The following is a 22,538-nucleotide window of genomic DNA, read 5'->3' as shown; positions in this document are numbered from 1 at the left end:
ATGACCAGCAAAAAAGCGCGAAGTATGGCTGGCCTGCCGTGGATAGCGGCAATGGCTTTCTTTATGCAGGCGCTAGACGCCACCATTTTGAATACCGCCTTACCGGCTATTGCGCATAGCCTCAATCGTTCGCCACTTGCTATGCAGTCTGCCATTATTAGTTACACCCTGACAGTGGCCATGTTAATTCCGGTAAGCGGCTGGCTGGCCGACCGCTTCGGTACGCGTCGCGTTTTCATGGTGGCCGTAAGTCTGTTTACATTAGGCTCGCTAGCCTGTGCGCTCTCCAGTTCGCTATCTGAATTGGTTATTTTTCGCGTCGTGCAAGGCGTCGGCGGGGCGATGATGATGCCAGTGGCCCGCCTGGCGTTACTGCGAGCCTATCCACGTAGTGAATTACTGCCCGTTCTTAATTTTGTCACCATGCCAGGGCTGGTCGGCCCGATTTTGGGCCCGGTACTGGGCGGCGTTCTGGTGACATGGGCGAGCTGGCACTGGATATTCCTGATTAATATCCCGATTGGTGTTGCCGGCATTCTGTACGCCCGAAAATATATGCCAAACTTCACCACGCCGCGTCGCAAGTTTGACATGGTGGGCTTCTTTCTCTTTGGGTTAAGTCTGGTGCTATTTTCCAGTGGAATGGAACTGTTTGGCGAGAAGATTGTGGCGACCTGGATCGCATCCGCCATTATTTTTTGCAGTCTTGTTCTATTATGGGCCTATATCCGCCATGCCCGTCGCCATCCGACGCCGTTAATTTCATTGTCGTTATTTAAGACTCGCACCTTTTCCGTTGGTATTGCCGGCAACCTCGCCACTCGTCTGGGGACAGGGTGCGTACCTTTTCTGATGCCGTTAATGCTACAGGTTGGTTTTGGTTACCCGGCCCTGATTGCTGGCTGTATGATGGCGCCAACGGCGTTGGGTTCTATTATCGCGAAGTCGACCGTAACGCAAGTCTTACGACGCCTGGGATATAGAAAGACGCTGGTCGGCATTACGGTATTTATCGGCCTGATGATCGCCCAGTTTTCATTTCAATCTTCTGCTATGCCAGTCTGGATGCTGATTCTGCCGCTGTTCATTCTTGGAATGGCGATGTCCACCCAATTTACGGCAATGAATACCATTACTCTTGCCGATCTGACAGATGATAATGCCAGCAGCGGCAATAGCGTGCTGGCCGTCACGCAACAATTGTCTATCAGTTTAGGCGTGGCGATCAGCGCGGCGGTGTTACGTATCTATGAAGGATTTTCAGGCACCAGTACCGTGGAACAATTCCACTATACCTTTATCACGATGGGGGGTATCACTATCGTGTCCGCGCTGATGTTCATGCTGCTAAAAGCCAAAGACGGCAACAATCTGATTAAAGAACGGCATAAATCTAAACCGACCCACGCACCGTCAAAACCGGAGTAAGCTGAAGTCGTTGCTGTTGCAAGGCGGGCTGCGCCATCCGATGGATCAACACATCAATAGCCAGCTCGCCCAGTTCATCTTTCGGTTGATGGATGGTCGTCAGCGGCGGCGTCATATAGCGCGCCAGTTCAATATCGTCATAACCAATGACCGCCATATCTTGCGGAATGCGTAGCCCCGCCTGATATAACGCCTGATAGGCGCCAACAGCCATCGCATCGTTTCCGGTAAAAACCGCTTGCGGTCGCTGTTGATGGGCGAGTAACGCTTGCATGGCGTCAAAACCGCCGCCAAATTCAAAATCCCCGGTGATCTCATAACCTTGCGGGATAATCAGACCTGCTCGTTTCATCGCCGCCCGATATCCTTCCAGACGCAGACGCGCCGGCGTTTTGTCCAGCGGACCGGTAATACAGGCAATACGAGTAAATCCTTTATCGATAAGGTATTGCGTCGCCAGGTCCCCCCCCAACAACGAATTATCCTGAATGAGATCACTATCGCCCTCGCCATCAAACGGCGACCAGTCCATCATGACGGTAGGAATGGAGGGATAACGTTGCATAATTTCACGGGAAGGCTGGTGCGTTTCGGTGCAAAGCAGTAATAAACCATCCACCCTTTTTTGCATCAGCGTTTCCAGATTGCGGTTCATTCGTTGCTCATCGCCTTCGGTATTGCACAGCACCAGACTGTAACCGCGCTCAAAACAGCTTCGCTCAACCCCGCGCACCAGTTCAGAATAAAAAGGGTTGGTACTGGCGGTAATCAACATACCAATCGTACGGGTCTGGTTTAACTTGAGACTTCGCGCCAGCGCCGAAGGGGCATAGTTAAGTGATTTAATCGCCGCTTCAACTTTTTCAGTGATCGTCTCACTCACAAAGCGATCTTTGTTAATAACATGAGAGACCGTCGATGTAGAGACTCCCGCCAGGCGGGCAACATCCTTCATAGTAGCCAAGCATTACCCCTGCTGACGTAAAAATGCTTCTATCTCTTCGCGCCACGGAACGGAAGGTTGCGCACCTTTACGCGTCACGGCAATCGCTGCGGCGGCGTGGGCAAAACGAATCGCCTCAGGCAACGGCGTGTCCTCCAGCATCGCGGTAATAAATGCGCCGTTAAACGTATCCCCGGCGGCAATGGTATCGACAGCCTCGACTCTAAATCCAGGGACACGGCGGCCCTCGCCATTTACGCTAGCCCAGACGCCGCGGCTTCCTAACGTAATTAATACGGTTTGAATGCCCTTATCATGCAAGACCTGCGCAGCTTTAGCGGCATCTTCGTCATTTTCCACGCGCACGCCCGTCAGTTTTTCCGCTTCTGTTTCATTTGGTGTAATGATATCCACCAACGCCAACAGTTCGTCCGACAGCTCACGGGCAGGCGCCGGGTTAAGCGCCACCATAGTATGATGTTGATGGGCAATTTTCGCCGCAGCCAGTACGCTTTCCAACGGCGATTCCAGTTGCATCAATAACGCATCCGCCTGCGCGATTCGCTCATGTTGCGCATCAACCAGTGCGGGCGATAAAGCGGCATTTGCCCCGGCATGAATACCGATGACGTTCTCACCTTCGCCGTTAACAAAAATCAGTGCCACTCCGGTAGACTCGCCTTTAATGACGCTAATCGGCGCGATATCAACACGATCACTGACTAATTGTTTACGAATACTGTCGCCAATATCGTCATCGCCTGTGCAGGCGATAAACGCAATATTTGCCCCGCTACGTCCCGCAGCAACCGCCTGATTCGCACCTTTCCCGCCAAATGCAACCTGATAATGGCTACCGGTTACCGTTTCACCCGGTGTAGGGAAGGATTCAAGATTAAGGATATGATCGGCATTAATGCTGCCAAGAACAATGAGATTGCCTGCGGTTTTCATATTCGGGGTTCCAAGTCAAAGTGCGCCACCGGGTTAGGGTGGCGCGTGCCCTGCTTTTCTTTTTTACGCTTACCTCAGCGGAGGATCGCGTATTTATGTCGCCATCAGACCATTGCTGGCCTATGTCGTTTATTACTGCTTGATGACCAATTTCAGGTCAACCGGGTATTTGGCCTGAACTTTTTCGCCTTTCAGCACCTTATCCGCCACTTCAACGCCTTTAGCGCCGATTTGATCCGGTAACTGAGCGATAGTCGCAGCCAGTTTGCCATCATTTACCGCTTTTTCGCCATCTGGCGTGCCGTCAAATCCAACCACCATCACATCTGCTTTACCGGCAGTTTGCAGTGCGCGCAAAGCGCCCAACGCCATTTCATCGTTCTGGGCAAAGACGGCCTGAACATCCGGATGCGCGGTCAACAGATTCTGCATGACATTCAGACCTTTAGTGCGATCGAAATCAGCCGGTTGGCTGGCCAGAACGTTAAATTTGTGTGCAGCCACCGCCTGCTGGAAGCCTTCACCACGCTCACGCGCCGCCGATGTTCCTGCAATACCTTGCAACTCGATAACCTTCGCGCCCTCACCAGCTTTCTTCGCGATATAGTCCCCGGCAATTTTACCGCCAAGCACGTTATCAGACGCGATATGGCTGACGACATCGCCTTTCGTTGCCTGGCGGTCAAGCGTGATAACCGGGATCTTCGCCTGGTTCGCCATCTTCACGGCGTTACCCACCGCATCGGAGTCGGTCGGGTTGATCAGCAGAATTTTGGTACCGCGCACGGTTAAATCCTGAACGTTCGCCAGCTCTTTGGCAGGGTTATTCTGGGAGTCCAGCACCACCAGGTTATAACCCAGTTTATCCGCCTCTTTTTGCGCCCCGTCTTTTAACGAAACGAAAAAGGGGTTATTGAGGGTAGAGATCACCAGCGCAATGGTATCTTTCGCCATTGCATTCGCGCTCACGGTGGCGCTCAGCGCAACAGCAGAAACCAGGGTAGCCAGTTTTTTCATGTTCATATTTAAGATGTCCTGTAGTCGTTGTTACTGCTTTTTGTTGTCTACCAGTACCGCCAGCAAAATCACCACCGCTTTAACGATCATCTGGTAATAGGAGGAAACACCTAACAAATTCAAACCATTATTAAGGAAACCGAGAATCAATGCGCCGATCAATGTCCCAACAATGCGTCCTTTGCCGCCCGCCAGGCTGGTACCACCCAGCACAACGGCAGCAATAGCATCCAGCTCATAGCCGGTGCCGGCTGTCGGTTGCGCAGAAGAAAGGCGCGCCACTTCAATGATGCCTGCCAGAGACGCCGTCAACCCACTAAGCGCGTAAACGATAATTTTTACTTTGCTCACGCTAATTCCAGACAGACGCGTTGCCGCTTCGTTACCGCCCAGTGCATAGATGTAGCGCCCCAGCCGGGTGTGATGCAGCATATACCAGGCGGCAATAAAGACGATAGCCATGATCCAGACCGGCGTAGGAACGCCCAACGGACGACCGATACCGAACCAGCCAAACAGATCGGCGTTATCGGTAAAGCCGGTATTCACCGGGCTACCGTTGGTATAGACCATCGTCACGCCGCGCAGTAACAACATCATCACCAACGTAGCGATAAACGCCTGCACGCGGCCTTTCGCGACGATAACGCCAGTGACGGCGCCAATCGCGGCACCCAGCGCCAGCGCGGCGGCAACCGCCACCAGCGCATTAACCTCAATGCCAACAATTGAAGCAGCAACCGCGCCGGTGAGCGCCAGCAGGGAACCGACGGACAGATCGATCCCAGAGGTCAGAATCACCAACGTCATCCCGACCGCCATAATGGCGTTAACGGAGGTTTGCTGGAGAATGTTAAATAAGTTATTAACGGTAAAAAAGTTGGGGCTCAACGTCGAAACAATCGCGATCAGCACCAGCAGGGCAATAAGCGATTTTTGCTCCATCAGCCATGCTTTAGTGAAATAACGGCGACCAGAAACAGCCTGAGTTGTCATCTTTTTTACTCCTGATTCACGCGATTAAGCTTGCCCACAGCGGCAGCCATTAACACTTCCTGGGTGGCCTGCTCGCGAGTAAATTCACCGCTGAGATGCCCTTCATGCATGACGATGATGCGATCGCTCATGCCTAATACTTCTGGCATCTCAGATGAGACCAGAATGATGCTCAGGCCGTCGGCCTTAAACTGGTTGATAAGCTGGTAAATCTCTTTCTTGGCGCCTACGTCCACGCCGCGGGTCGGCTCGTCGAGAATGAGCACTTTCGGGCGCGTCATCAAACCGCGGGCAATCGCTACTTTTTGCTGATTACCGCCGGAAAGCAGGCCTATCGCCTGCTCCATTGACGGCGTTTTGACGTTGAACAAACGGATAAAATCCCCCACCGCCTGCTGCTCATCTTTGTGTTTCAGGCTTCCGCCAGCGCGACTGAAATAGCGCAGCGCAGTCAACGACATATTCTCTTTGACCGACATGCCGAGTACCAGTCCGTCGCGTTTACGGTCTTCAGAGATATAAACGATGCCGTTGGCCAACCCGTCCTGCGGAGAACGCGTCACTACCTCATGTCCATCGAGCGTCACGTAACCACTGGTCCGAGGCATCGCACCGTACAATACTTTCATGAGCTCGGTACGCCCGGCCCCCATCAGACCGGAAACGCCCAGAATCTCACCTTTGCGCAATACAAAGGAAACATCATTCACGCCCGGCCCACACAGGTTATCGACCTTCAGGCGAATATCGCCAGGCGCTTTATCCAGATGCGGGTACTGATCTTCCAGCTTACGTCCCACCATCATTTCGATAAGAGAATCTTCGGTTAACGTGGCCACTTCACGCTCGGCGATAAACTGCCCATCACGAAAGACTGTCACGTCATCACAGATTTCGAAAATCTCTTTCATACGGTGGGAGATATAGACAATGCCGCGCCCCTGCGACTTGAGCTCACGGATCACATGGAACAGCGACTCGGTTTCGGTATCGGTCAGTGCATCGGTCGGTTCGTCCATAATGATGACTTTGGATTCAAAGCTCAGCACCTTGGCGATTTCCACCATCTGCTGATCGCCAATCGATAACTCGCCCACCAGACGATCACTCTTAAAGCGCAGATTCAGCTTCGCCAGCAGTTTGTCCGCTTCGGCATACATTATTTTCCAGTCAATTTTGCCAAAACGATTAACAAACTCGCGCCCGAGAAAGATATTTTCCGCAATGGTCAACTGTGGGATTAGGTTTAGTTCCTGGTGGATGATGCCGATTCCGGCTTCCTGAGATGATTTCGGCCCGTTAAAGGTAGTCTCTTTCCCCAACCACAACAAAGATCCCGCATCTCGCGTATAGATGCCGGTTAACACTTTCATCATGGTGGATTTACCCGCGCCGTTTTCTCCCACCAGCGCCATGACGCGGCCAGGGTAAACGTTTAACGCGGCGCCGGAGAGTGCTTTCACACCGGGGAACGCTTTATCGATCCCTTTGAGTTGCAATAATGCGTCCATAACGACCTCAGAAGGTGACGCCTGCGCAAAGAATGACATTCGCAAACGGGGAACACTCCCCGCTGCGAATTACCGCCTGACTGTCTGCGGTCAATTTTTTAAATTGTTCGTGTGTCGTATAACTAATTTTAATGGTATTTCCCTGGTGTTGCTGCAGTTGCTCAATATGAGTGAGCAACGTTTCATGGAGCTGCGGATTATGTTGTTTGATTTCCGCTGCGATAATCGCCGCCTCAACCTGCATTTCCCGGGTCACAACATCCACCACCTGCATAAAAGAAGGTACGCCCTGGGTTAATGCCATATCGATACGCGTGGTGCTATGCGGAATGGGTAAACCCGCATCACAGATCACCAGAGTATCGGTATGCCCCAGACGGGAAATGACCGACGAAATTTCAGAGTTGAGTACGGTGCCTTTCTTCATTTTTTTGCTCCACTAGCGAAACGTTTCGCTGGCCGCAGTGTAATCCCGAACGTGTTCATAAAACCATCATGGCGTAACAGAATTGTGATCGGCGTCGAAACGTTTCGCTACGTGAGATAAAGTGAAGTAATCGCCAGATGGCGATTGGATGAGCCGGGCGAGCCGAAGCGCTACCCGGCATAGTGATGAGGGATTAAATCTCGACCTGCGTTCCTAATTCAATCACGCGGTTAGGCGGGATCTCAAACTGATCCGGCGCGCGTAGGGCGTTGCGTTGCAACAACAAATACAGCTTGCCGCGCAAACGCAAATACCACGGCCGTTTGCCGACGATCAACGACTCGTGCGACATAAAGAATGACGTTTCCATCATCCGGCAGCTAAGTCCTTCCAGACCACAGCGGTGGAACACCTCCTCCACATTTGGCGTTTCACGCCAGCCGTAACTGGCCACCACGCGCCAGAAGGTTGGAGACAGTTGCTCAATCTGTACCCGGCGAACATTATGTACATAAGGCGCATCTTCCGTACGTAACGTCAGTAAAATTACGCGCTCATGCAACACTTTGTTGTGCTTCAGGTTATGCAGTAAAGCAAAGGGGATCACATTGAGCGCGCGCGACATGTATACAGCAGTGCCCGGCACCCGGACCGGTGGTGATTTCTCCAGAGAGGCAATCATCGCTTCCAGCGAATTACCATGTTCATGCATACGGCGCAACAGACGGAAACGCTCGCTCTTCCAGGTCGTCATGATCGTGAACATGATCAGGCCCAGACTCAGCGGTAGCCAACCACCGGATAACAATTTATCGAGGTTAGCCGAAAACAGCGGAATATCCACACACAGGAATGCGACCAGGATCAGCGCGACAAAATATTTATTCCAGTGCCAGTTCTTACGCGCCACGGTTGTAGAGAGAATGGATGTCAACACCATCGTCCCCGTCACAGCAATACCATAGGCGGCAGCCAGGTTACTGGAATGTTCAAAGCTGACAATGACAACCACTACCGCGAAATAAAGCAACCAGTTGACGAAAGGAATATAGATCTGACCAGACTCCATCTCGGAGGTATGAATAATGCGCATCGGCGACAAATAACCAAGGCGTACGGCCTGACGCGTCAGCGAAAAGACGCCGGAAATGACCGCCTGAGAGGCGATAACGGTCGCCAGCGCGGCCAGAATTAGCAACGGAATTAATGCCCAGTCCGGCGCCAGCAGAAAGAAAGGATTTTTAATCGCTTCCGGATGCTTTAATAGCAATGCGCCCTGACCAAAGTAATTAAGCACTAACGACGGCAATACCACAGTAAACCACGCCAGACGGATCGGGAATTTACCGAAGTGTCCCATATCGGCGTATAGCGCCTCCACGCCGGTAATCGACAGCACAACCGCCCCCAGGGCGATAAACGACACGGTCTTGTATTCAAGGAAAAAATGTACCGCCCAGACAGGATTAAGCGCATGTAACACTTCAGGATTGGCGATAATACTGCGTAAACCAAGTACCGCCAGGATTAAAAACCAGGCCAGCATGATCGGCGCGAAGAGTTTCCCCACCATCCCCGTACCGTGTTTCTGAATCATAAACAGCAGCGTCAACACAATAATAGAGAGTGGAACAATCCAGGTATCTAACTGCGGCGCGACAATCTCCAGACCTTCAATAGCCGACATCACCGAAATCGCCGGTGTAATGACCACTTCGCCATAGAAGAAGCTGCCGCCTATCAATCCCATGATAACTAACATAGATGTAGTGCGTGCCGAGGTATTCCGTCCGGCAAGCGACATCAACGTTAAAATCCCGCCTTCTCCCGCGTTATCGGCGCGCATAACGAAGGTGAGATATTTGATAGAAACCACAAAGATGAGTAGCCAGAAGATTAGCGACAGGAAACCAAACACGGCATCCCGTTCAACGCCAAAACCAAACTGGCCGGACAAACATTCACGAAGCGTATAAAGTGGGCTGGTACCAATATCACCGTAGACAACCCCAATAGCTGCGAGGGTAATCGCAGGCAACGATTGCTTATTATCAGTGCTCATAGACTCATCTTTCGTTTATACAACTCACCCTTCTCGCTACCTCCTTGTCGGCTGCATTCGTTTACCCCAGTCACCTTATTAATGTCAGTGCCAGGGGATTCACTCCTTTGCCGCCTTGATGTAGTTTGAATGAGTTAGTGTATAGATATGAAATGTGTGCTTAGTCCCTTGGCCCACAAAAAAGCGCACAGTATGCACGATTAATCATAAAATCGTACCCCTAAATGAAGCCAGATTAACCTGGCTCAAAGAAAAATAAACAGCGTTTCAGACGATTACAGCCCAGGTGGTGAAACGTCTATACTCGCAATTAGCATGATCCATTTGACGAAAGGACGCCTCTTTATTATGGCTCACCCACATTTATTAGCGGAAAGAATTTCCCGCCTGAGCAGCGCCCTGGAAAAGGGGCTGTATGAACGTAGTCACGCCATACGCCTTTGTCTGCTGGCGGCGCTAAGCGGTGAAAGCGTCTTTTTGCTGGGCCCGCCCGGTATCGCCAAGAGTCTGATAGCCCGCCGCCTGAAGTTTGCTTTCCAGCGCGCCCGTGCTTTTGAATATCTCATGACGCGCTTTTCCACGCCAGAAGAGGTCTTTGGGCCGCTCTCTATCCAGGCGCTGAAAGATGAAGGCCGCTACGAGCGCCTGACCGCAGGCTATCTTCCGGAGGCCGAAATCGTCTTTCTCGATGAGATCTGGAAAGCGGGTCCGGCGATTTTGAACACCCTACTGACTGCCATCAATGAACGCCATTTTCGTAATGGCGCGTATGAAGAAAAAATTCCGATGCGTCTACTGGTAGCCGCCTCTAACGAATTGCCGGAAGCAGACAGTAGTCTGGAAGCATTATATGACCGAATGCTGATTCGCCTGTGGCTGGATAAAGTTCAGGATAAAGCCAATTTCCGCTCCATGCTGGTTAGTCAACAGGATGAGAGCGATAACCCGGTCCCCGCCTCGTTACAGGTTAGCGACGAAGAATATCAACAGTGGCAAAAGGATATCGGCGCGATTTCACTCCCTGATCCGGTCTTTGAGCTGATATTTACTCTGCGCCAACAGCTGGATAATTTGCCGAATGCGCCTTATGTCTCCGACCGTCGCTGGAAGAAAGCCATCCGCCTGTTACAGGCCAGCGCCTTCTTTAGCGGACGCGACGCGGTTGCGCCGATTGACCTTATCCTGCTAAAAGATTGCCTGTGGTATGACGCGCAGAGTCTGAATCTCATGCAACAGCAACTGGAAATATTGATGACCGGACACGCCTGGCAGCAGCAGGCCATGCTGACTCGCCTCGGCGGTATCGTCCAGCGTCGCCTCCAGTTGCAACAACAGCAAAGCGATAAAAGCGCGTTCACCGTCATTAAGCAAGGCGGAATGTTCAGTCGTCGCCCGCATTACGCTTTACCACCGGAAGCCAATGCGCCAACGTTGACGTTACTGCTGCAAAAACCGCTAAAACTGCACGATATGGAAGTGATCCATATTACTTTTGAACGCAGCGCGCTGGAAATTTGGCTGACCAAAGGCGGCGAGGGCGAGATCCGCGGCAAACTGAATGGGATCGGCTTTGCCCAAACGCTGAACATGGAAGTCGATAACGCCCAACATCTGATGGTGCGCGACATCAGTTTACAAGGTACTCGCCTGGCGTTGTCAGGATCAGCTGAAGACAGTATGCCTGCAGAAATTAAACAGCAGCTGGAAGCGTTAGAAAGCGACTGGCGGCAGCAGCATACCCGCTTCAGCGAACAGCAGCATTGTCTGTTTATTCACAGCGACTGGTTAGGGCGCATTGAGGCCAGCCTGCAGGACGTAGGAGAACAGATCCGCCAGGCACAACAATGCTGACGCTGGATACGTTAAACGTCATGCTGGCCGTCAGCGAAGAGGGGATGGTCGAAGAGGTCATCCTTACGCTATTGGCTTCCCCGCAACTGGCCGTTTTCTTTGAAAAGTTCCCGCGCTTAAAAAACGCCATTACTGCCGACATCCCACGCTGGCGAGAAGCGCTACGCAGTCGACTTAAAGGTGCGCGCGTTCCACCGGAACTGACGAAAGAGGTCATGTGCTATCAACAAAGCCAACTCCTCTCCACGCCACAGCTCATCGTGCAATTACCGCAAATACTGGCGTTACTCCATCGTCTACAGTCACCTTACGCTGTACAGGCGCAGCAATTAGTAGAAAGCAACAGTGCCTTTACCCCCGCGCTGCACACGCTTTTTTTACAACGCTGGCGATTAAGTCTGGTCGTGCAGGCCACTACCTTAAACCAGCACTTACTGGAAGAAGAACGTGAGCAATTGCTCAGTGAAGTTCAGGAACGTATGACGCTGAGCGGGCAACTGGAACCAGCACTGGCGGAAAATGATAATGCCGCTGGCCGCCTGTGGGATATGAGTGCGGGCCAGCTTAAACGCGGCGATTATCAACTGATCGTAAAATACGGCGAATTTCTTGCTGACCAGCCGGAATTAAAGCAGCTGGCGGAACAACTGGGGCGCTCCCGGGAGGCCAAATCGGTGCCGAAAAAAGACGCGCCGATGGAAACCTTTCGTACTCTGGTACGCGAACCCGCTACAGTGCCTGAGCAGGTCGACGGTATTCAGCAAAGCAACGATATCCTGCGCCTGTTACCGCCGGAACTGGCAACGCTCGGTATCACCGAACTGGAATATGAGTTCTACCGCCGGCTGGTGGAAAAACAACTTCTCACCTATCGTCTGCACGGCGAGGCCTGGCGAGAAAAAGTCACCGAGCGCCCCGTGGTTCACCAGGACGTCGACGAGCAGCCACGCGGGCCGTTTATTGTCTGCGTGGACACCTCAGGTTCAATGGGCGGATTTAACGAGCAGTGCGCAAAAGCGTTCTGCCTGGCGTTGATGCGCGTTGCGCTGGCGGATAACCGCCGCTGTTTTATTATGCTGTTTTCCAGTGAAGTGGTGCGCTACGAGCTATCCGGCCCGGAGGGTATTGAACAGGCCATCCGCTTTTTAAGCCAACGTTTTCGCGGCGGAACCGATATTGCCAGCTGTTTTCGCGCCATTATTGAGCGTATGCAGGAAAGAGAATGGTTTGATGCCGATACGGTGGTCATTTCGGATTTTATCGCCCAGCGCTTGCCGGACGATGTCGTAAGTAAGGTGGAAGAGTTGCAGCGCCTTCACCAGCACCGATTCCATGCAGTGGCGATGTCAGCCCACGGCAAACCCGGCATCATGCGCATTTTCGATCATATCTGGCGCTTTGATACCGGGATGCGAAGCCGCCTGCTGCGACGCTGGCGGCGCTGACCGCTTATAAAATAGCAGGAATGCTTTCACGCACCTGCGCAGGCCATACGCCACACTGCACCTGGCCAATGTGCGGCAATTGCAGCAGCAACATCGTCAGACGCGACTGCCCAATCCCGCCGCCGATGGTCTGCGGCATTTCGCCGCGCAGCAGCGCCTGATGCCACTCCAGTTGCAGGCGATCTTCATCACCGGTCAACGCCAGCTGGCGCATCAGCGTATCGGCATCTACGCGGATACCCATAGAGGAAAGCTCAAACGCATCTTCCAGCACCGGGTTCCACACCAGGATATCGCCGTTCAGACCGGCGTAGCCCAGCTCAGATGCGGAGCTCCAGTCATCATAATCCGGCGCGCGTACATCATGGCGGTGGCCATCGCTTAGTTTACCGCCTATCCCCACCAGGAAAACGGCACCAAGTTCTTTGGCGATCGCGCGTTCGCGCCCTTTCGCATCCAGATCCGGGAAACGCGCCAGCAGTTCCTGACTGTGAACGAAATGGATCTGATCCGGCAGGAACGGTGCCAGACCAAACTGTTTATGCACTTCCGCTTCCGTCGCCTTAATTCCTGCCCATATAGCCTCTACTGTGCTTTTCAGGGTGGAAAATTGGCGCTCGCCATCGCCCATCACACGCTCCCAGTCCCACTGATCCACATAGACCGAGTGGAGCGGGGAGAGACGGTCTTCATCGGGGCGAAGGGCTTTCATGTGCGTGTACAGCCCTTCTCCGGCGCTGAAGTCATGCTGCCCCAGGGTTTGGCGTTTCCACTTCGCCAGTGAATGTACCACTTCGAACTGGGCGTCAGGCAACGCTTTCACTTTTACCTGTACCGCTTTTTCACAGCCAGACAAGTTATCCTGCGTGCCATCTCCTACGCGGCTTAAGATCGGCGCCTGGACTTCAATCAGACCCAGACGCTCTTCCAGTTGGCGAGAAAAGTGAGATTTCACGAAGCTAATTTGGCGTTGTTTGGCAATGTAAGCGGTTTTCATCTTTTATACTCCTGCGTCCTGTTGCCTATGATTAAGCAACAAAACGTGGGCACTATTCAATATTCAACAAACAAAAAGCCGGTTACGGTTTTGATTCAATAAAATATAAGGCTAAAATAAAAGGAATCATTAATCTGCATAAGAAAAAACAATGGAAAATTATCAGATCGACAATCTGGACCGCGGCATTCTCGACGCATTAATGGAAAATGCGCGCACCGCTTACGCTGAACTGGCGAAACAATTTGGCGTCAGTCCAGGCACTATTCACGTGCGCGTAGAAAAAATGAAGCAGGCGGGGATCATTACCGGCGCGCGAATTGATGTCAGCCCGAAGCAATTGGGTTATGACGTCGGCTGCTTTATTGGCATTATTCTGAAAAGCGCGAAAGATTATCCCGCTGCGCTGGCCCGCCTGGAAAGCCTGGATGAAGTAACCGAAGCGTATTACACCACGGGCCATTACAGCATCTTTATCAAGGTTATGTGTAAGTCGATCGACGCGCTCCAGCATGTACTTATCAACAAGATCCAAACAATTGATGAAATTCAGTCCACTGAAACCCTGATCGTCCTGCAGAACCCGATTATGCGTACGATTAAGCCATGATCAATTTTTTTAATCCCACATTTTTCCACAGGTAGATCCCAGCCCGTTCACAGCGTACAATAGCCCTTCTTTTTCAGGAAGGGCTCACATGGCGGACATAACTCTTATCAGCGGCAGCACCCTCGGCGGAGCCGAATATGTGGCAGAACATCTGGCTGAAAAGCTGGAGAATGCCGGTTTTTCAACCGAAACGCTGCACGGACCGCTGTTAGAAGATCTGTCTACCTCCGGAATCTGGCTGGTGATCAGCTCCACGCATGGCGCGGGGGATATTCCGGACAACCTGGCCCCCTTTTGTGAAGATCTTCAAACGCAAAAACCAGACCTTTCACAGGTTCGTTTTGGCGCTATTGGTATTGGCAGTCGCGAATACGACACGTTTTGCGGCGCTATTGAGAAAATAGAAACCGAACTGAAAGGCATCGGGGCAAAACAGCTTGGGGAAACCCTGAAGATCAACATTCTTGAACATGAAATTCCGGAAGATCCTGCGGAGATCTGGCTCGACGACTGGATTAATTTACTCAAATAAGTGTAAAGATCGCGCAATCAGTTGTGGATAAATCTGGTAGAAAGCTTGGATCAACCGGTAGTTATCCAAAGAATAACCCGAGATCACTTTTTGAGTTGTGCATAACTCCCTGTTTTGATCCCAGCTTATACGGGCCACGATCACCGATCATTCACAGCTAGTGATCCTTTCCAACGTCTTGATCTTAATTGCAGGATCCGGGTTATCCACAGCCCTCTGCGATCCTAATAAGAGATCACAATAGAACAGATCTCTAAATAAAAAGATCTTCTTTTTAATAGCCAGGATCCCGGGGCTTTCTCCATCGGCTAAAGTTGAGTAGAATCCACCGCCCGGGCTTCAATCCATTTTCACACCGCGTTATGCGAGGCAATTACCATGTTTTATCAGGATCCTTTTGACGTCATTATCATTGGCGGGGGTCATGCAGGCACTGAGGCCGCGATGGCCGCAGCGCGTATGGGTCAACAGACTCTGCTTTTGACACACAATATCGATACGTTGGGGCAAATGAGTTGCAACCCGGCAATTGGCGGTATTGGCAAGGGACATCTGGTAAAAGAAGTGGATGCGCTCGGTGGTCTGATGGCCAAAGCAATCGATCGGGCAGGCATCCAGTTTAGGATACTAAACGCAAGTAAAGGTCCGGCGGTTCGCGCCACCCGCGCTCAGGCAGATCGCGTGCTGTATCGTCAGGCGGTACGTACTGCCCTGGAGAATCAGCCCAACCTGATGATCTTCCAACAGGCGGTTGAAGATCTGATTGTCGAAAATGATCGCGTGGTGGGCGCGGTAACCCAAATGGGGCTCAAATTCCGCGCTAAAGCGGTGGTACTGACCGTGGGCACGTTCCTTGACGGTAAAATCCACATTGGTCTGGATAACTACAGCGGGGGCCGTGCTGGCGATCCGCCGTCTATCCCGTTGTCTCGTCGTCTGCGTGAGCTGCCATTACGCGTCAGTCGTCTTAAAACGGGTACTCCACCGCGTATCGATGCGCGCACGATTGATTTCAGCGTGCTGGCGCAGCAGCATGGTGATAACCCGATGCCGGTGTTCTCATTCATGGGCAATGCCGCGCAGCATCCGCAACAGGTTCCGTGTTATATCACGTATACCAACGAGAAAACCCATGACGTGATCCGCAACAACCTCGATCGTAGTCCAATGTATGCCGGGGTGATCGAAGGGATCGGTCCACGCTATTGTCCGTCGATCGAAGACAAAGTCATGCGCTTTGCCGATCGCAACCAGCATCAGATCTTCCTCGAGCCGGAAGGCCTGACGTCGAACGAAATTTATCCGAATGGTATCTCCACCAGTTTGCCGTTTGACGTTCAAATGCAAATCGTTCGCTCTATGCAGGGGATGGAAAACGCGAAGATCGTTCGCCCTGGCTACGCCATCGAATATGATTTCTTCGACCCGCGCGATCTGAAACCAACCTTGGAAAGTAAATTTATCCACGGTCTATTCTTTGCTGGTCAAATCAACGGTACTACTGGCTATGAAGAAGCGGCTGCCCAGGGCTTGCTCGCCGGTCTGAACGCGGCGCGTCTTTCCGCTGACAAAGAGGGTTGGGCACCTGCACGTTCTCAGGCCTACCTGGGCGTGCTGGTAGACGATCTGTGTACGCTGGGTACCAAAGAACCGTATCGTATGTTCACTTCCCGTGCGGAATACCGCCTGATGTTGCGCGAAGACAACGCCGATCTGCGCCTGACTGAAATGGGCCGCGAGCTGGGTCTGGTGGACGATGAACGCTGGGCGCGCTTTAACGAGAAGTTAGAAAACATCGAACGCGAGCGCCAGCGGCTGAAGTCAACCTGGGTAACGCCATCTGCGGAATCTGCCGAAGATGTGAATGCGCATCTGTCTACGCCTCTCTCCCGTGAAGCCAGCGGCGAAGATCTCCTGCGTCGTCCGGAAATGACCTACGCGCAGCTCACTTCGCTTGCCGCATTCTCGCCTGCGCTTGAAGATGAGCAAGCCGCTGAGCAGGTGGAAATCCAGGTGAAATACGAAGGGTATATCGCTCGCCAGCAGGATGAGATTGAAAAACAGCAGCGTAATGAAAACACCCTGTTGCCTGCCACGCTGGATTATCGTCAGGTTTCTGGTCTGTCGAACGAAGTCATCGCCAAACTGAACGATCACAAACCGGTTTCTATCGGGCAGGCGTCGCGTATATCTGGCGTTACTCCTGCGGCTATTTCAATTCTGTTGGTATGGTTGAAAAAGCAGGGAATGCTGCGTCGCAGCGCTTAATTCATCGAAGAATGCCCGGTGGCGCTGCGCTTATCGGGCCTGGAATGTAGGCCGGATAAGGCGAAACCGCCCTCCGGCAAATTATTGCTAACAGGTATTCTACGTGCTCAACAAACTTTCTCGCCTGCTGAATGAAGCCAGTATTTCGCTTACCGATCACCAGAAAAACCAACTGGTGGCCTATGTTGATATGCTGCATAAATGGAACAAAGCCTACAACCTGACCTCTGTACGTGACCCTGACGAGATGCTGGTTCGTCATATCCTCGACAGTATTGTCGTTGCGCCGTATCTTCAGGGGCTGCGTTTTATCGATGTGGGAACAGGACCGGGTCTGCCAGGCATTCCGCTTGCTATCGTTCTTCCTGGTGCGCATTTCACTTTACTCGACAGTCTGGGTAAGCGGGTTCGTTTTCTGCGTCAGGTTCAGCACGAACTTAAGCTGGAAAACATCACGCCGGTTCAAAGTCGCGTTGAAGCGTATCCCTCCGAACCGCCGTTTGATGGCGTTATCAGCCGCGCTTTCGCATCGTTGAATGATATGGTGAGCTGGTGTCACCATCTGCCGGGAGAGAAAGGGCGTTTTTATGCCTTAAAAGGGCAATTGCCAGGGGATGAAATTGCCTCTCTACCTGACGATTTTAGCGTCGAATCCGTTGAAAAATTGCTCGTTCCGCAGTTAGAAGGGGAGCGGCACCTGGTGATTATTAAGTCAAACAAAGTTTAATTTTTATCAAAAAAAATAGAAAAAAAACGACGCGGCTTGTGTTAAAAATCGACAGGCGTAACGCATTTTAGCGCTGTTACATTTAACTCTGAATTTACGGTTTCGTTTCAACATTACAACGTCGCTGTTTTTGTTAAAACAGAGAGTAATCAACATTGTAAATATCAGCCTGCTAAAAATCGAAACGAAAAACCAGTTTTGCTTGTTAAATATTTATTATAAATGTCAATGGGGCGTTTTAAGCGTGTAACCCGGTATTTTTAAAACAGTGCCTGCTTTTACGCTTAAATATCAAAAGGATGAAAAAGCATGAATTGTCACGTAAATTAATGGCGCGAGCGTGAATATGTTTAATATGTGATCTGGTGCACGCTTTATAGTCAGTGTTTTCGCGCTATTTGCAGTTTTGCACGATCGTTCACACTTTGGCTAAAAGTTAAAAATGCGGGCCAGAGAAAAATATTTAAACATTTATTCACCTTTTGGCTACTTATTGTTTGAAATCACGGGGGCGCACCGTATAATTTGACCGCTTTTTGATGCTTGACTCCAGGTCTTAAAGAACGTTTTATACGACACGCGGCATACCCCGAAGGGAGCAGGAGTAAATACGTGATGTCTGTGTCGCTCGTGAGTCGAAACGTTGCTCGTAAGCTTCTGCTCATTCAGTTTCTGGCGGTAATGGCAAGTGGATTGCTGTTTTGCCTCAAAGACCCCTTCTGGGGCATCTCCGCGTTATGCGGGGGATTGGCAGTGGCACTGCCTAATATGTTGTTTATGATATTTGCCTGGCGTCACCAGGCGCATACACCTGCTAAGGGCCGCGTGTCCTGGACTTTCGCCTTCGGCGAAGCTTTCAAGGTGTTAGCGATGCTGGTTTTACTGGTGGTGGCGCTGGCGGTTTTAAAGGCGGTGTTTTTGCCGCTGATCGTTACGTGGGTTTTGGTGCTGGTGGTTCAGATACTGGCGCCGGCTGTAATTAACAACAAAGGGTAAAAGGCATCATGGCTTCAGAAAATATGACGCCGCAGGATTACATAGGACACCACCTGAATAACCTTCAGCTGGACCTGCGTACATTCTCGCTGGTGGATCCGCAGAACCCCCCAGCCACCTTCTGGACGCTCAATATTGACTCCATGTTCTTCTCGGTGGTGCTGGGTCTGTTGTTTCTGGTGATGTTCCGTAGTGTTGCTAAAAAAGCGACCAGCGGCGTGCCAGGCAAGTTTCAGACCGCGATAGAGCTGATAGTCGGCTTTGTGCATGGTAGCGTGAAAGATATGTACCATGGCAAAAGTAAGCTAATTGCGCCGCTGGCCCTGACAATTTTCGTCTGGGTATTCCTGATGAACCTGATGGACTTACTGCCTATCGACCTGCTGCCATATATCGCTGAACACTGGCTGGGTCTGCCGGCAACGCGCGTGGTGCCGTCTGCTGACGTCAACATCACCCTGTCGATGGCGCTGGGCGTATTTATCCTTATTCTGTACTACAGCATCAAAATGAAAGGCATCGGCGGCTTCGCAAAAGAGTTGACGCTGCAGCCGTTCAATCACTGGGCGTTCATTCCTGTCAACTTAATCCTTGAAGGGGTAAGTCTGCTGTCCAAACCGGTTTCTCTCGGTCTGCGACTGTTCGGCAACATGTATGCCGGTGAGCTGATTTTCATTCTGATTGCTGGTCTGTTGCCGTGGTGGTCACAGTGGATTCTGAATGTGCCGTGGGCCATTTTCCACATCCTGATTATTACGCTGCAAGCCTTCATTTTCATGGTTCTGACGATTGTCTATCTGTCGATGGCGTCCGAAGAGCATTAATTTACCAACACTACTACGTTTTAACTGAAACAAACTGGAGACTGTCATGGAAAACCTGAATATGGATCTGCTGTACATGGCTGCCGCTGTGATGATGGGTCTGGCGGCAATCGGTGCTGCGATCGGTATCGGCATCCTCGGGGGTAAATTCCTGGAAGGCGCGGCGCGTCAACCTGATCTGATTCCTCTGCTGCGTACTCAGTTCTTTATCGTTATGGGTCTGGTGGATGCTATCCCGATGATCGCTGTAGGTCTGGGTCTGTACGTGATGTTCGCTGTCGCGTAGTAAGCGTTGCTTGAATTAAGAGCAATATCAGAAGGTTAACTAGATAGAGGCATTGTGCTGTGAATCTTAACGCAACAATCCTCGGCCAGGCCATCGCGTTTATTCTCTTTGTCTGGTTTTGCATGAAGTATGTATGGCCGCCGTTAATGGCTGCCATCGAGAAACGTCAGAAAGAAATTGCTGACGGTCTGGCTTCTGCAGAACGCGCACATAAGGATCTTGACCTTGCAAAGGCCAGCGCGACCGACCAGCTGAAAAAAGCGAAAGCGGAAGCTCAGGTAATCATCGAGCAGGCGAACAAACGTCGCGCTCAGATCCTGGACGAAGCCAAAACTGAAGCAGAGCAGGAACGTACTAAAATCGTGGCTCAGGCGCAGGCGGAAATTGAAGCCGAGCGTAAACGTGCCCGTGAAGAGCTGCGTAAGCAAGTTGCTATCCTGGCTGTTGCTGGCGCCGAGAAGATCATCGAACGTTCCGTGGATGAAGCTGCTAACAGCGACATCGTGGACAAACTTGTCGCTGAACTGTAAGGAGGGAGGGGCTGATGTCTGAATTTGTTACGGTAGCTCGCCCCTACGCCAAAGCAGCTTTTGACTTTGCCGTCGAACACCAAAGCGTTGAACGCTGGCAGGACATGCTGGCGTTTGCCGCCGAGGTAACCAAGAACGAACAAATGGCAGAGCTTCTCTCTGGCGCGCTGGCGCCGGAAACGCTCGCTGAGTCGTTTATCGCAGTCTGCGGTGAGCAGTTAGACGAAAACGGCCAGAACCTGATTCGGGTAATGGCTGAAAATAATCGTTTGATCGCGCTCCCGGATGTTCTGGAGCAGTTTATTCACCTGCGTGCAGCCAGTGAAGCTACCTCCGAGGTAGAAGTTACGTCTGCAACCGCATTGAGTGAAGAGCAGCTTTCGAAAATCAGCGCCGCGATGGAAAAACGTCTGTCACGCAAAGTGAAGCTGAATTGCAAAATCGATAAGTCTGTAATGGCAGGCGTTATCATCCGGGCGGGTGATATGGTCATTGATGGCAGCGTACGCGGCCGTCTTGAGCGCCTTGCAGACGTCTTGCAGTCTTAAGGGGACTGGAGCATGCAACTGAATTCCACCGAAATCAGCGAACTGATCAAGCAGCGCATTGCTCAGTTCAATGTTGTGAGTGAAGCTCACAACGAAGGTACTATTGTTTCTGTAAGTGACGGTGTTATCCGCATTCACGGCCTGGCCGATTGTATGCAGGGTGAAATGATCTCCCTGCCGGGGAACCGTTACGCTATCGCACTGAACCTGGAGCGCGACTCTGTGGGTGCGGTAGTCATGGGCCCGTACGCTGACCTTGCCGAAGGTATGAAGGTTAAATGTACGGGTCGTATCCTGGAAGTTCCGGTTGGCCGCGGCCTGCTGGGACGTGTGGTAAACACCCTGGGTGCGCCAATCGACGGTAAAGGTCCGGTTGATAACGACGGCTTCTCTGCCGTTGAAGCGATTGCGCCGGGCGTAATCGACCGTCAGTCCGTTGATCAGCCGGTGCAGACCGGTTATAAAGCCGTTGACTCCATGATCCCAATCGGTCGTGGTCAGCGTGAACTGATCATCGGTGACCGTCAGACCGGTAAAACCGCGCTGGCTATCGACGCCATCATCAACCAGCGCGACTCCGGCATCAAATGTATTTATGTCGCTATCGGCCAGAAAGCATCCACCATCTCTAACGTGGTACGTAAACTGGAAGAACATGGCGCGTTGGCCAACACCATTGTTGTGGTGGCAACTGCGTCTGAATCCGCAGCGCTGCAATACCTGGCGCCGTATGCGGGTTGCGCAATGGGCGAATACTTCCGTGACCGCGGTGAAGATGCGCTGATCATTTACGATGACCTGTCTAAACAGGCTGTTGCTTATCGTCAGATCTCCTTGCTGCTCCGTCGTCCGCCTGGACGTGAAGCATTCCCGGGCGACGTATTCTACCTCCACTCTCGTCTGCTGGAGCGTGCCGCGCGTGTTAACGCCGACTACGTTGAAGCTTTCACCAAAGGTGAAGTGAAAGGGAAAACCGGTTCTCTGACCGCGCTGCCGATTATCGAAACACAGGCGGGTGACGTTTCCGCGTTCGTTCCGACCAACGTAATTTCCATTACCGATGGTCAGATCTTCCTGGAATCCAACCTGTTTAACGCCGGTATTCGTCCTGCGGTTAACCCGGGTATCTCCGTATCCCGTGTAGGTGGTGCTGCTCAGACCAAGATCATGAAAAAACTGTCCGGTGGTATTCGTACCGCGCTGGCGCAGTATCGTGAACTGGCGGCGTTTTCTCAGTTTGCCTCCGACCTTGACGATGCGACCCGTAAGCAGCTGGACCACGGTCAGAAAGTAACTGAACTGCTGAAACAGAAACAGTATGCGCCGATGTCCGTTGCGCAGCAGTCTCTGGTTCTGTTCGCGGCAGAACGTGGTTATCTGGCGGATGTCGAACTGGCGAAAATCGGTAGCTTCGAAGCCGCACTGCTGGCTTACGTCGACCGTGATCACGCTCCGCTGATGCAAGAGATCAACCAGTCCGGTGGCTATAACGACGAAATCGAAGGCAAGCTGAAAGGCATCCTCGATTCCTTCAAAGCAACCCAGTCCTGGTAACGTCTGGCGGCTTGCCTTAGGGCAGGCCGCAA

General features: G+C 51.9%; 21 protein-coding genes. 13 read left to right on the top strand and 8 right to left on the bottom strand.

Features of this window, described 5'->3' with window-relative positions:
* On the top strand, window positions 1–1,428 hold the full coding sequence (gene mdtD, locus SBG_RS17875) for a multidrug transporter subunit MdtD (RefSeq protein WP_000202076.1): 1,428 nt from the start codon (window positions 1–3) through the stop codon (window positions 1,426–1,428).
* Here the strand turns inward: mdtD and rbsR are convergent.
* The 7 genes from rbsR to kup form a co-directional block, all read right to left on the bottom strand.
* Window positions 1,394–2,392, bottom strand: coding sequence for a ribose operon transcriptional repressor RbsR (gene rbsR, locus SBG_RS17870; RefSeq protein WP_000224497.1), 999 nt, complete (start codon window positions 2,390–2,392; stop codon window positions 1,394–1,396). The two genes, mdtD and rbsR, sit on opposite strands and share 35 nt — an antisense overlap.
* A 3-nt stretch (window positions 2,393–2,395) precedes the next feature.
* Window positions 2,396–3,325 carry a ribokinase gene (gene rbsK, locus SBG_RS17865; protein ID WP_000844735.1) on the bottom strand — a complete coding sequence of 310 codons (930 nt, stop codon included), beginning with the start codon at window positions 3,323–3,325 and terminating at the stop codon, window positions 2,396–2,398.
* 132 nt (window positions 3,326–3,457) lie between these two features.
* A complete protein-coding gene (rbsB, locus tag SBG_RS17860) occupies window positions 3,458–4,348 on the bottom strand; it encodes a ribose ABC transporter substrate-binding protein RbsB (RefSeq protein WP_001056262.1) in 891 nt (296 codons plus the stop codon).
* Window positions 4,349–4,372: 24 nt separating this feature from the next.
* Complete coding sequence (gene rbsC / locus SBG_RS17855; protein WP_000211347.1) at window positions 4,373–5,338, bottom strand: ribose ABC transporter permease; 966 nt, start codon at window positions 5,336–5,338, stop codon at window positions 4,373–4,375.
* A gap of 5 nt (window positions 5,339–5,343) precedes the next feature.
* The gene (rbsA, locus tag SBG_RS17850; RefSeq protein ID WP_000339357.1) at window positions 5,344–6,849 is read right to left on the bottom strand and encodes a ribose ABC transporter ATP-binding protein RbsA; all 1,506 of its coding nucleotides are present in this window, start codon (window positions 6,847–6,849) and stop codon (window positions 5,344–5,346) included.
* Window positions 6,850–6,856: 7 nt separating this feature from the next.
* Complete coding sequence (gene rbsD, locus SBG_RS17845; protein ID WP_000715938.1) at window positions 6,857–7,276, bottom strand: D-ribose pyranase; 420 nt, start codon at window positions 7,274–7,276, stop codon at window positions 6,857–6,859.
* A gap of 193 nt (window positions 7,277–7,469) precedes the next feature.
* Window positions 7,470–9,338, bottom strand: a complete 1,869-nt coding sequence (gene kup, locus SBG_RS17840) for a low affinity potassium transporter Kup (RefSeq protein ID WP_000102335.1) — start codon at window positions 9,336–9,338, stop codon at window positions 7,470–7,472.
* A gap of 348 nt (window positions 9,339–9,686) precedes the next feature.
* On the opposite strand from kup, the gene ravA reads away from it, so the two are divergent.
* Window positions 9,687–11,189 (top strand): ATPase RavA, encoded by a 1,503-nt coding sequence (ravA, locus tag SBG_RS17835; protein ID WP_015703073.1) that lies wholly within the window; start codon window positions 9,687–9,689, stop codon window positions 11,187–11,189.
* Window positions 11,183–12,634: an ATPase RavA stimulator ViaA gene (gene viaA, locus SBG_RS17830; RefSeq protein WP_000956664.1), complete on the top strand. Its 1,452-nt coding sequence runs from the start codon at window positions 11,183–11,185 to the stop codon at window positions 12,632–12,634. Before ravA ends, viaA begins: the two co-directional genes overlap by 7 nt.
* 4 nt (window positions 12,635–12,638) lie before the next feature.
* Here viaA and asnA read toward each other — a convergent pair whose 3' ends face one another.
* Window positions 12,639–13,631, bottom strand: a complete 993-nt coding sequence (gene asnA, locus SBG_RS17825; protein ID WP_000845118.1) for an aspartate--ammonia ligase — start codon at window positions 13,629–13,631, stop codon at window positions 12,639–12,641.
* 151 nt (window positions 13,632–13,782) lie between these two features.
* Between asnA and asnC the strand changes: the two genes are divergently transcribed.
* From asnC to atpA, 10 genes are all read left to right on the top strand, one after another.
* Window positions 13,783–14,241 carry a transcriptional regulator AsnC gene (asnC, locus tag SBG_RS17820; RefSeq protein ID WP_000433015.1) on the top strand — a complete coding sequence of 153 codons (459 nt, stop codon included), beginning with the start codon at window positions 13,783–13,785 and terminating at the stop codon, window positions 14,239–14,241.
* Between the two features lie 88 nt (window positions 14,242–14,329).
* Entirely contained in the window at window positions 14,330–14,773 is a 444-nt protein-coding gene (gene mioC / locus SBG_RS17815; protein ID WP_000763761.1) for an FMN-binding protein MioC, read from the top strand.
* 378 nt (window positions 14,774–15,151) lie between these two features.
* Window positions 15,152–17,041, top strand: a complete 1,890-nt coding sequence (mnmG, locus tag SBG_RS17810) for a tRNA uridine-5-carboxymethylaminomethyl(34) synthesis enzyme MnmG (protein ID WP_000499880.1) — start codon at window positions 15,152–15,154, stop codon at window positions 17,039–17,041.
* 103 nt (window positions 17,042–17,144) lie between these two features.
* Window positions 17,145–17,768: a 16S rRNA (guanine(527)-N(7))-methyltransferase RsmG gene (rsmG, locus tag SBG_RS17805; RefSeq protein ID WP_000932850.1), complete on the top strand. Its 624-nt coding sequence runs from the start codon at window positions 17,145–17,147 to the stop codon at window positions 17,766–17,768.
* Between the two features lie 615 nt (window positions 17,769–18,383).
* Window positions 18,384–18,764, top strand: a complete 381-nt coding sequence (gene atpI, locus SBG_RS17800) for a F0F1 ATP synthase subunit I (protein ID WP_000116689.1) — start codon at window positions 18,384–18,386, stop codon at window positions 18,762–18,764.
* Window positions 18,765–18,772: 8 nt separating this feature from the next.
* Window positions 18,773–19,588: a F0F1 ATP synthase subunit A gene (gene atpB, locus SBG_RS17795; RefSeq protein WP_000135628.1), complete on the top strand. Its 816-nt coding sequence runs from the start codon at window positions 18,773–18,775 to the stop codon at window positions 19,586–19,588.
* A 46-nt stretch (window positions 19,589–19,634) separates the two neighbouring features.
* Complete coding sequence (gene atpE / locus SBG_RS17790; RefSeq protein WP_000429386.1) at window positions 19,635–19,874, top strand: F0F1 ATP synthase subunit C; 240 nt, start codon at window positions 19,635–19,637, stop codon at window positions 19,872–19,874.
* Window positions 19,875–19,933: 59 nt separating this feature from the next.
* A complete protein-coding gene (gene atpF, locus SBG_RS17785) occupies window positions 19,934–20,404 on the top strand; it encodes a F0F1 ATP synthase subunit B (RefSeq protein WP_001052212.1) in 471 nt (156 codons plus the stop codon).
* 14 nt (window positions 20,405–20,418) lie between these two features.
* The gene (atpH, locus tag SBG_RS17780) at window positions 20,419–20,952 is read left to right on the top strand and encodes a F0F1 ATP synthase subunit delta (protein ID WP_001288956.1); all 534 of its coding nucleotides are present in this window, start codon (window positions 20,419–20,421) and stop codon (window positions 20,950–20,952) included.
* 12 nt (window positions 20,953–20,964) lie between these two features.
* Window positions 20,965–22,506 (top strand): F0F1 ATP synthase subunit alpha, encoded by a 1,542-nt coding sequence (gene atpA / locus SBG_RS17775; RefSeq protein ID WP_001176751.1) that lies wholly within the window; start codon window positions 20,965–20,967, stop codon window positions 22,504–22,506.
* Window positions 22,507–22,538 lie beyond the last annotated feature (32 nt).

Source organism: Salmonella bongori NCTC 12419 (assembly GCF_000252995.1).
Classification (GTDB): domain Bacteria; phylum Pseudomonadota; class Gammaproteobacteria; order Enterobacterales; family Enterobacteriaceae; genus Salmonella; species Salmonella bongori.
This window is presented reverse-complemented; position numbering and strand designations above follow the sequence as displayed.

What these genes read in the sequence shown, in the direction of transcription:
- rbsD (WP_000715938.1), bottom strand. Translation starts at nt 7,276, where the DNA reads ATGAAGAAAGGCACCGTACTCAACTCTGAAATTTCGTCGGTCATTTCC.
- kup (WP_000102335.1), bottom strand. Translation starts at nt 9,338, where the DNA reads ATGAGCACTGATAATAAGCAATCGTTGCCTGCGATTACCCTCGCAGCT.
- rbsA (WP_000339357.1), bottom strand. Translation starts at nt 6,849, where the DNA reads ATGGACGCATTATTGCAACTCAAAGGGATCGATAAAGCGTTCCCCGGT.
- ravA (WP_015703073.1), top strand. Translation starts at nt 9,687, where the DNA reads ATGGCTCACCCACATTTATTAGCGGAAAGAATTTCCCGCCTGAGCAGC.
- atpH (WP_001288956.1), top strand. Translation starts at nt 20,419, where the DNA reads ATGTCTGAATTTGTTACGGTAGCTCGCCCCTACGCCAAAGCAGCTTTT.
- mnmG (WP_000499880.1), top strand. Translation starts at nt 15,152, where the DNA reads ATGTTTTATCAGGATCCTTTTGACGTCATTATCATTGGCGGGGGTCAT.
- rbsB (WP_001056262.1), bottom strand. Translation starts at nt 4,348, where the DNA reads ATGAACATGAAAAAACTGGCTACCCTGGTTTCTGCTGTTGCGCTGAGC.
- mdtD (WP_000202076.1), top strand. Translation starts at nt 1, where the DNA reads ATGACCAGCAAAAAAGCGCGAAGTATGGCTGGCCTGCCGTGGATAGCG.
- rbsK (WP_000844735.1), bottom strand. Translation starts at nt 3,325, where the DNA reads ATGAAAACCGCAGGCAATCTCATTGTTCTTGGCAGCATTAATGCCGAT.
- viaA (WP_000956664.1), top strand. Translation starts at nt 11,183, where the DNA reads ATGCTGACGCTGGATACGTTAAACGTCATGCTGGCCGTCAGCGAAGAG.
- rbsC (WP_000211347.1), bottom strand. Translation starts at nt 5,338, where the DNA reads ATGACAACTCAGGCTGTTTCTGGTCGCCGTTATTTCACTAAAGCATGG.
- mioC (WP_000763761.1), top strand. Translation starts at nt 14,330, where the DNA reads ATGGCGGACATAACTCTTATCAGCGGCAGCACCCTCGGCGGAGCCGAA.
- atpE (WP_000429386.1), top strand. Translation starts at nt 19,635, where the DNA reads ATGGAAAACCTGAATATGGATCTGCTGTACATGGCTGCCGCTGTGATG.
- atpI (WP_000116689.1), top strand. Translation starts at nt 18,384, where the DNA reads ATGTCTGTGTCGCTCGTGAGTCGAAACGTTGCTCGTAAGCTTCTGCTC.
- asnA (WP_000845118.1), bottom strand. Translation starts at nt 13,631, where the DNA reads ATGAAAACCGCTTACATTGCCAAACAACGCCAAATTAGCTTCGTGAAA.
- atpA (WP_001176751.1), top strand. Translation starts at nt 20,965, where the DNA reads ATGCAACTGAATTCCACCGAAATCAGCGAACTGATCAAGCAGCGCATT.
- atpB (WP_000135628.1), top strand. Translation starts at nt 18,773, where the DNA reads ATGGCTTCAGAAAATATGACGCCGCAGGATTACATAGGACACCACCTG.
- asnC (WP_000433015.1), top strand. Translation starts at nt 13,783, where the DNA reads ATGGAAAATTATCAGATCGACAATCTGGACCGCGGCATTCTCGACGCA.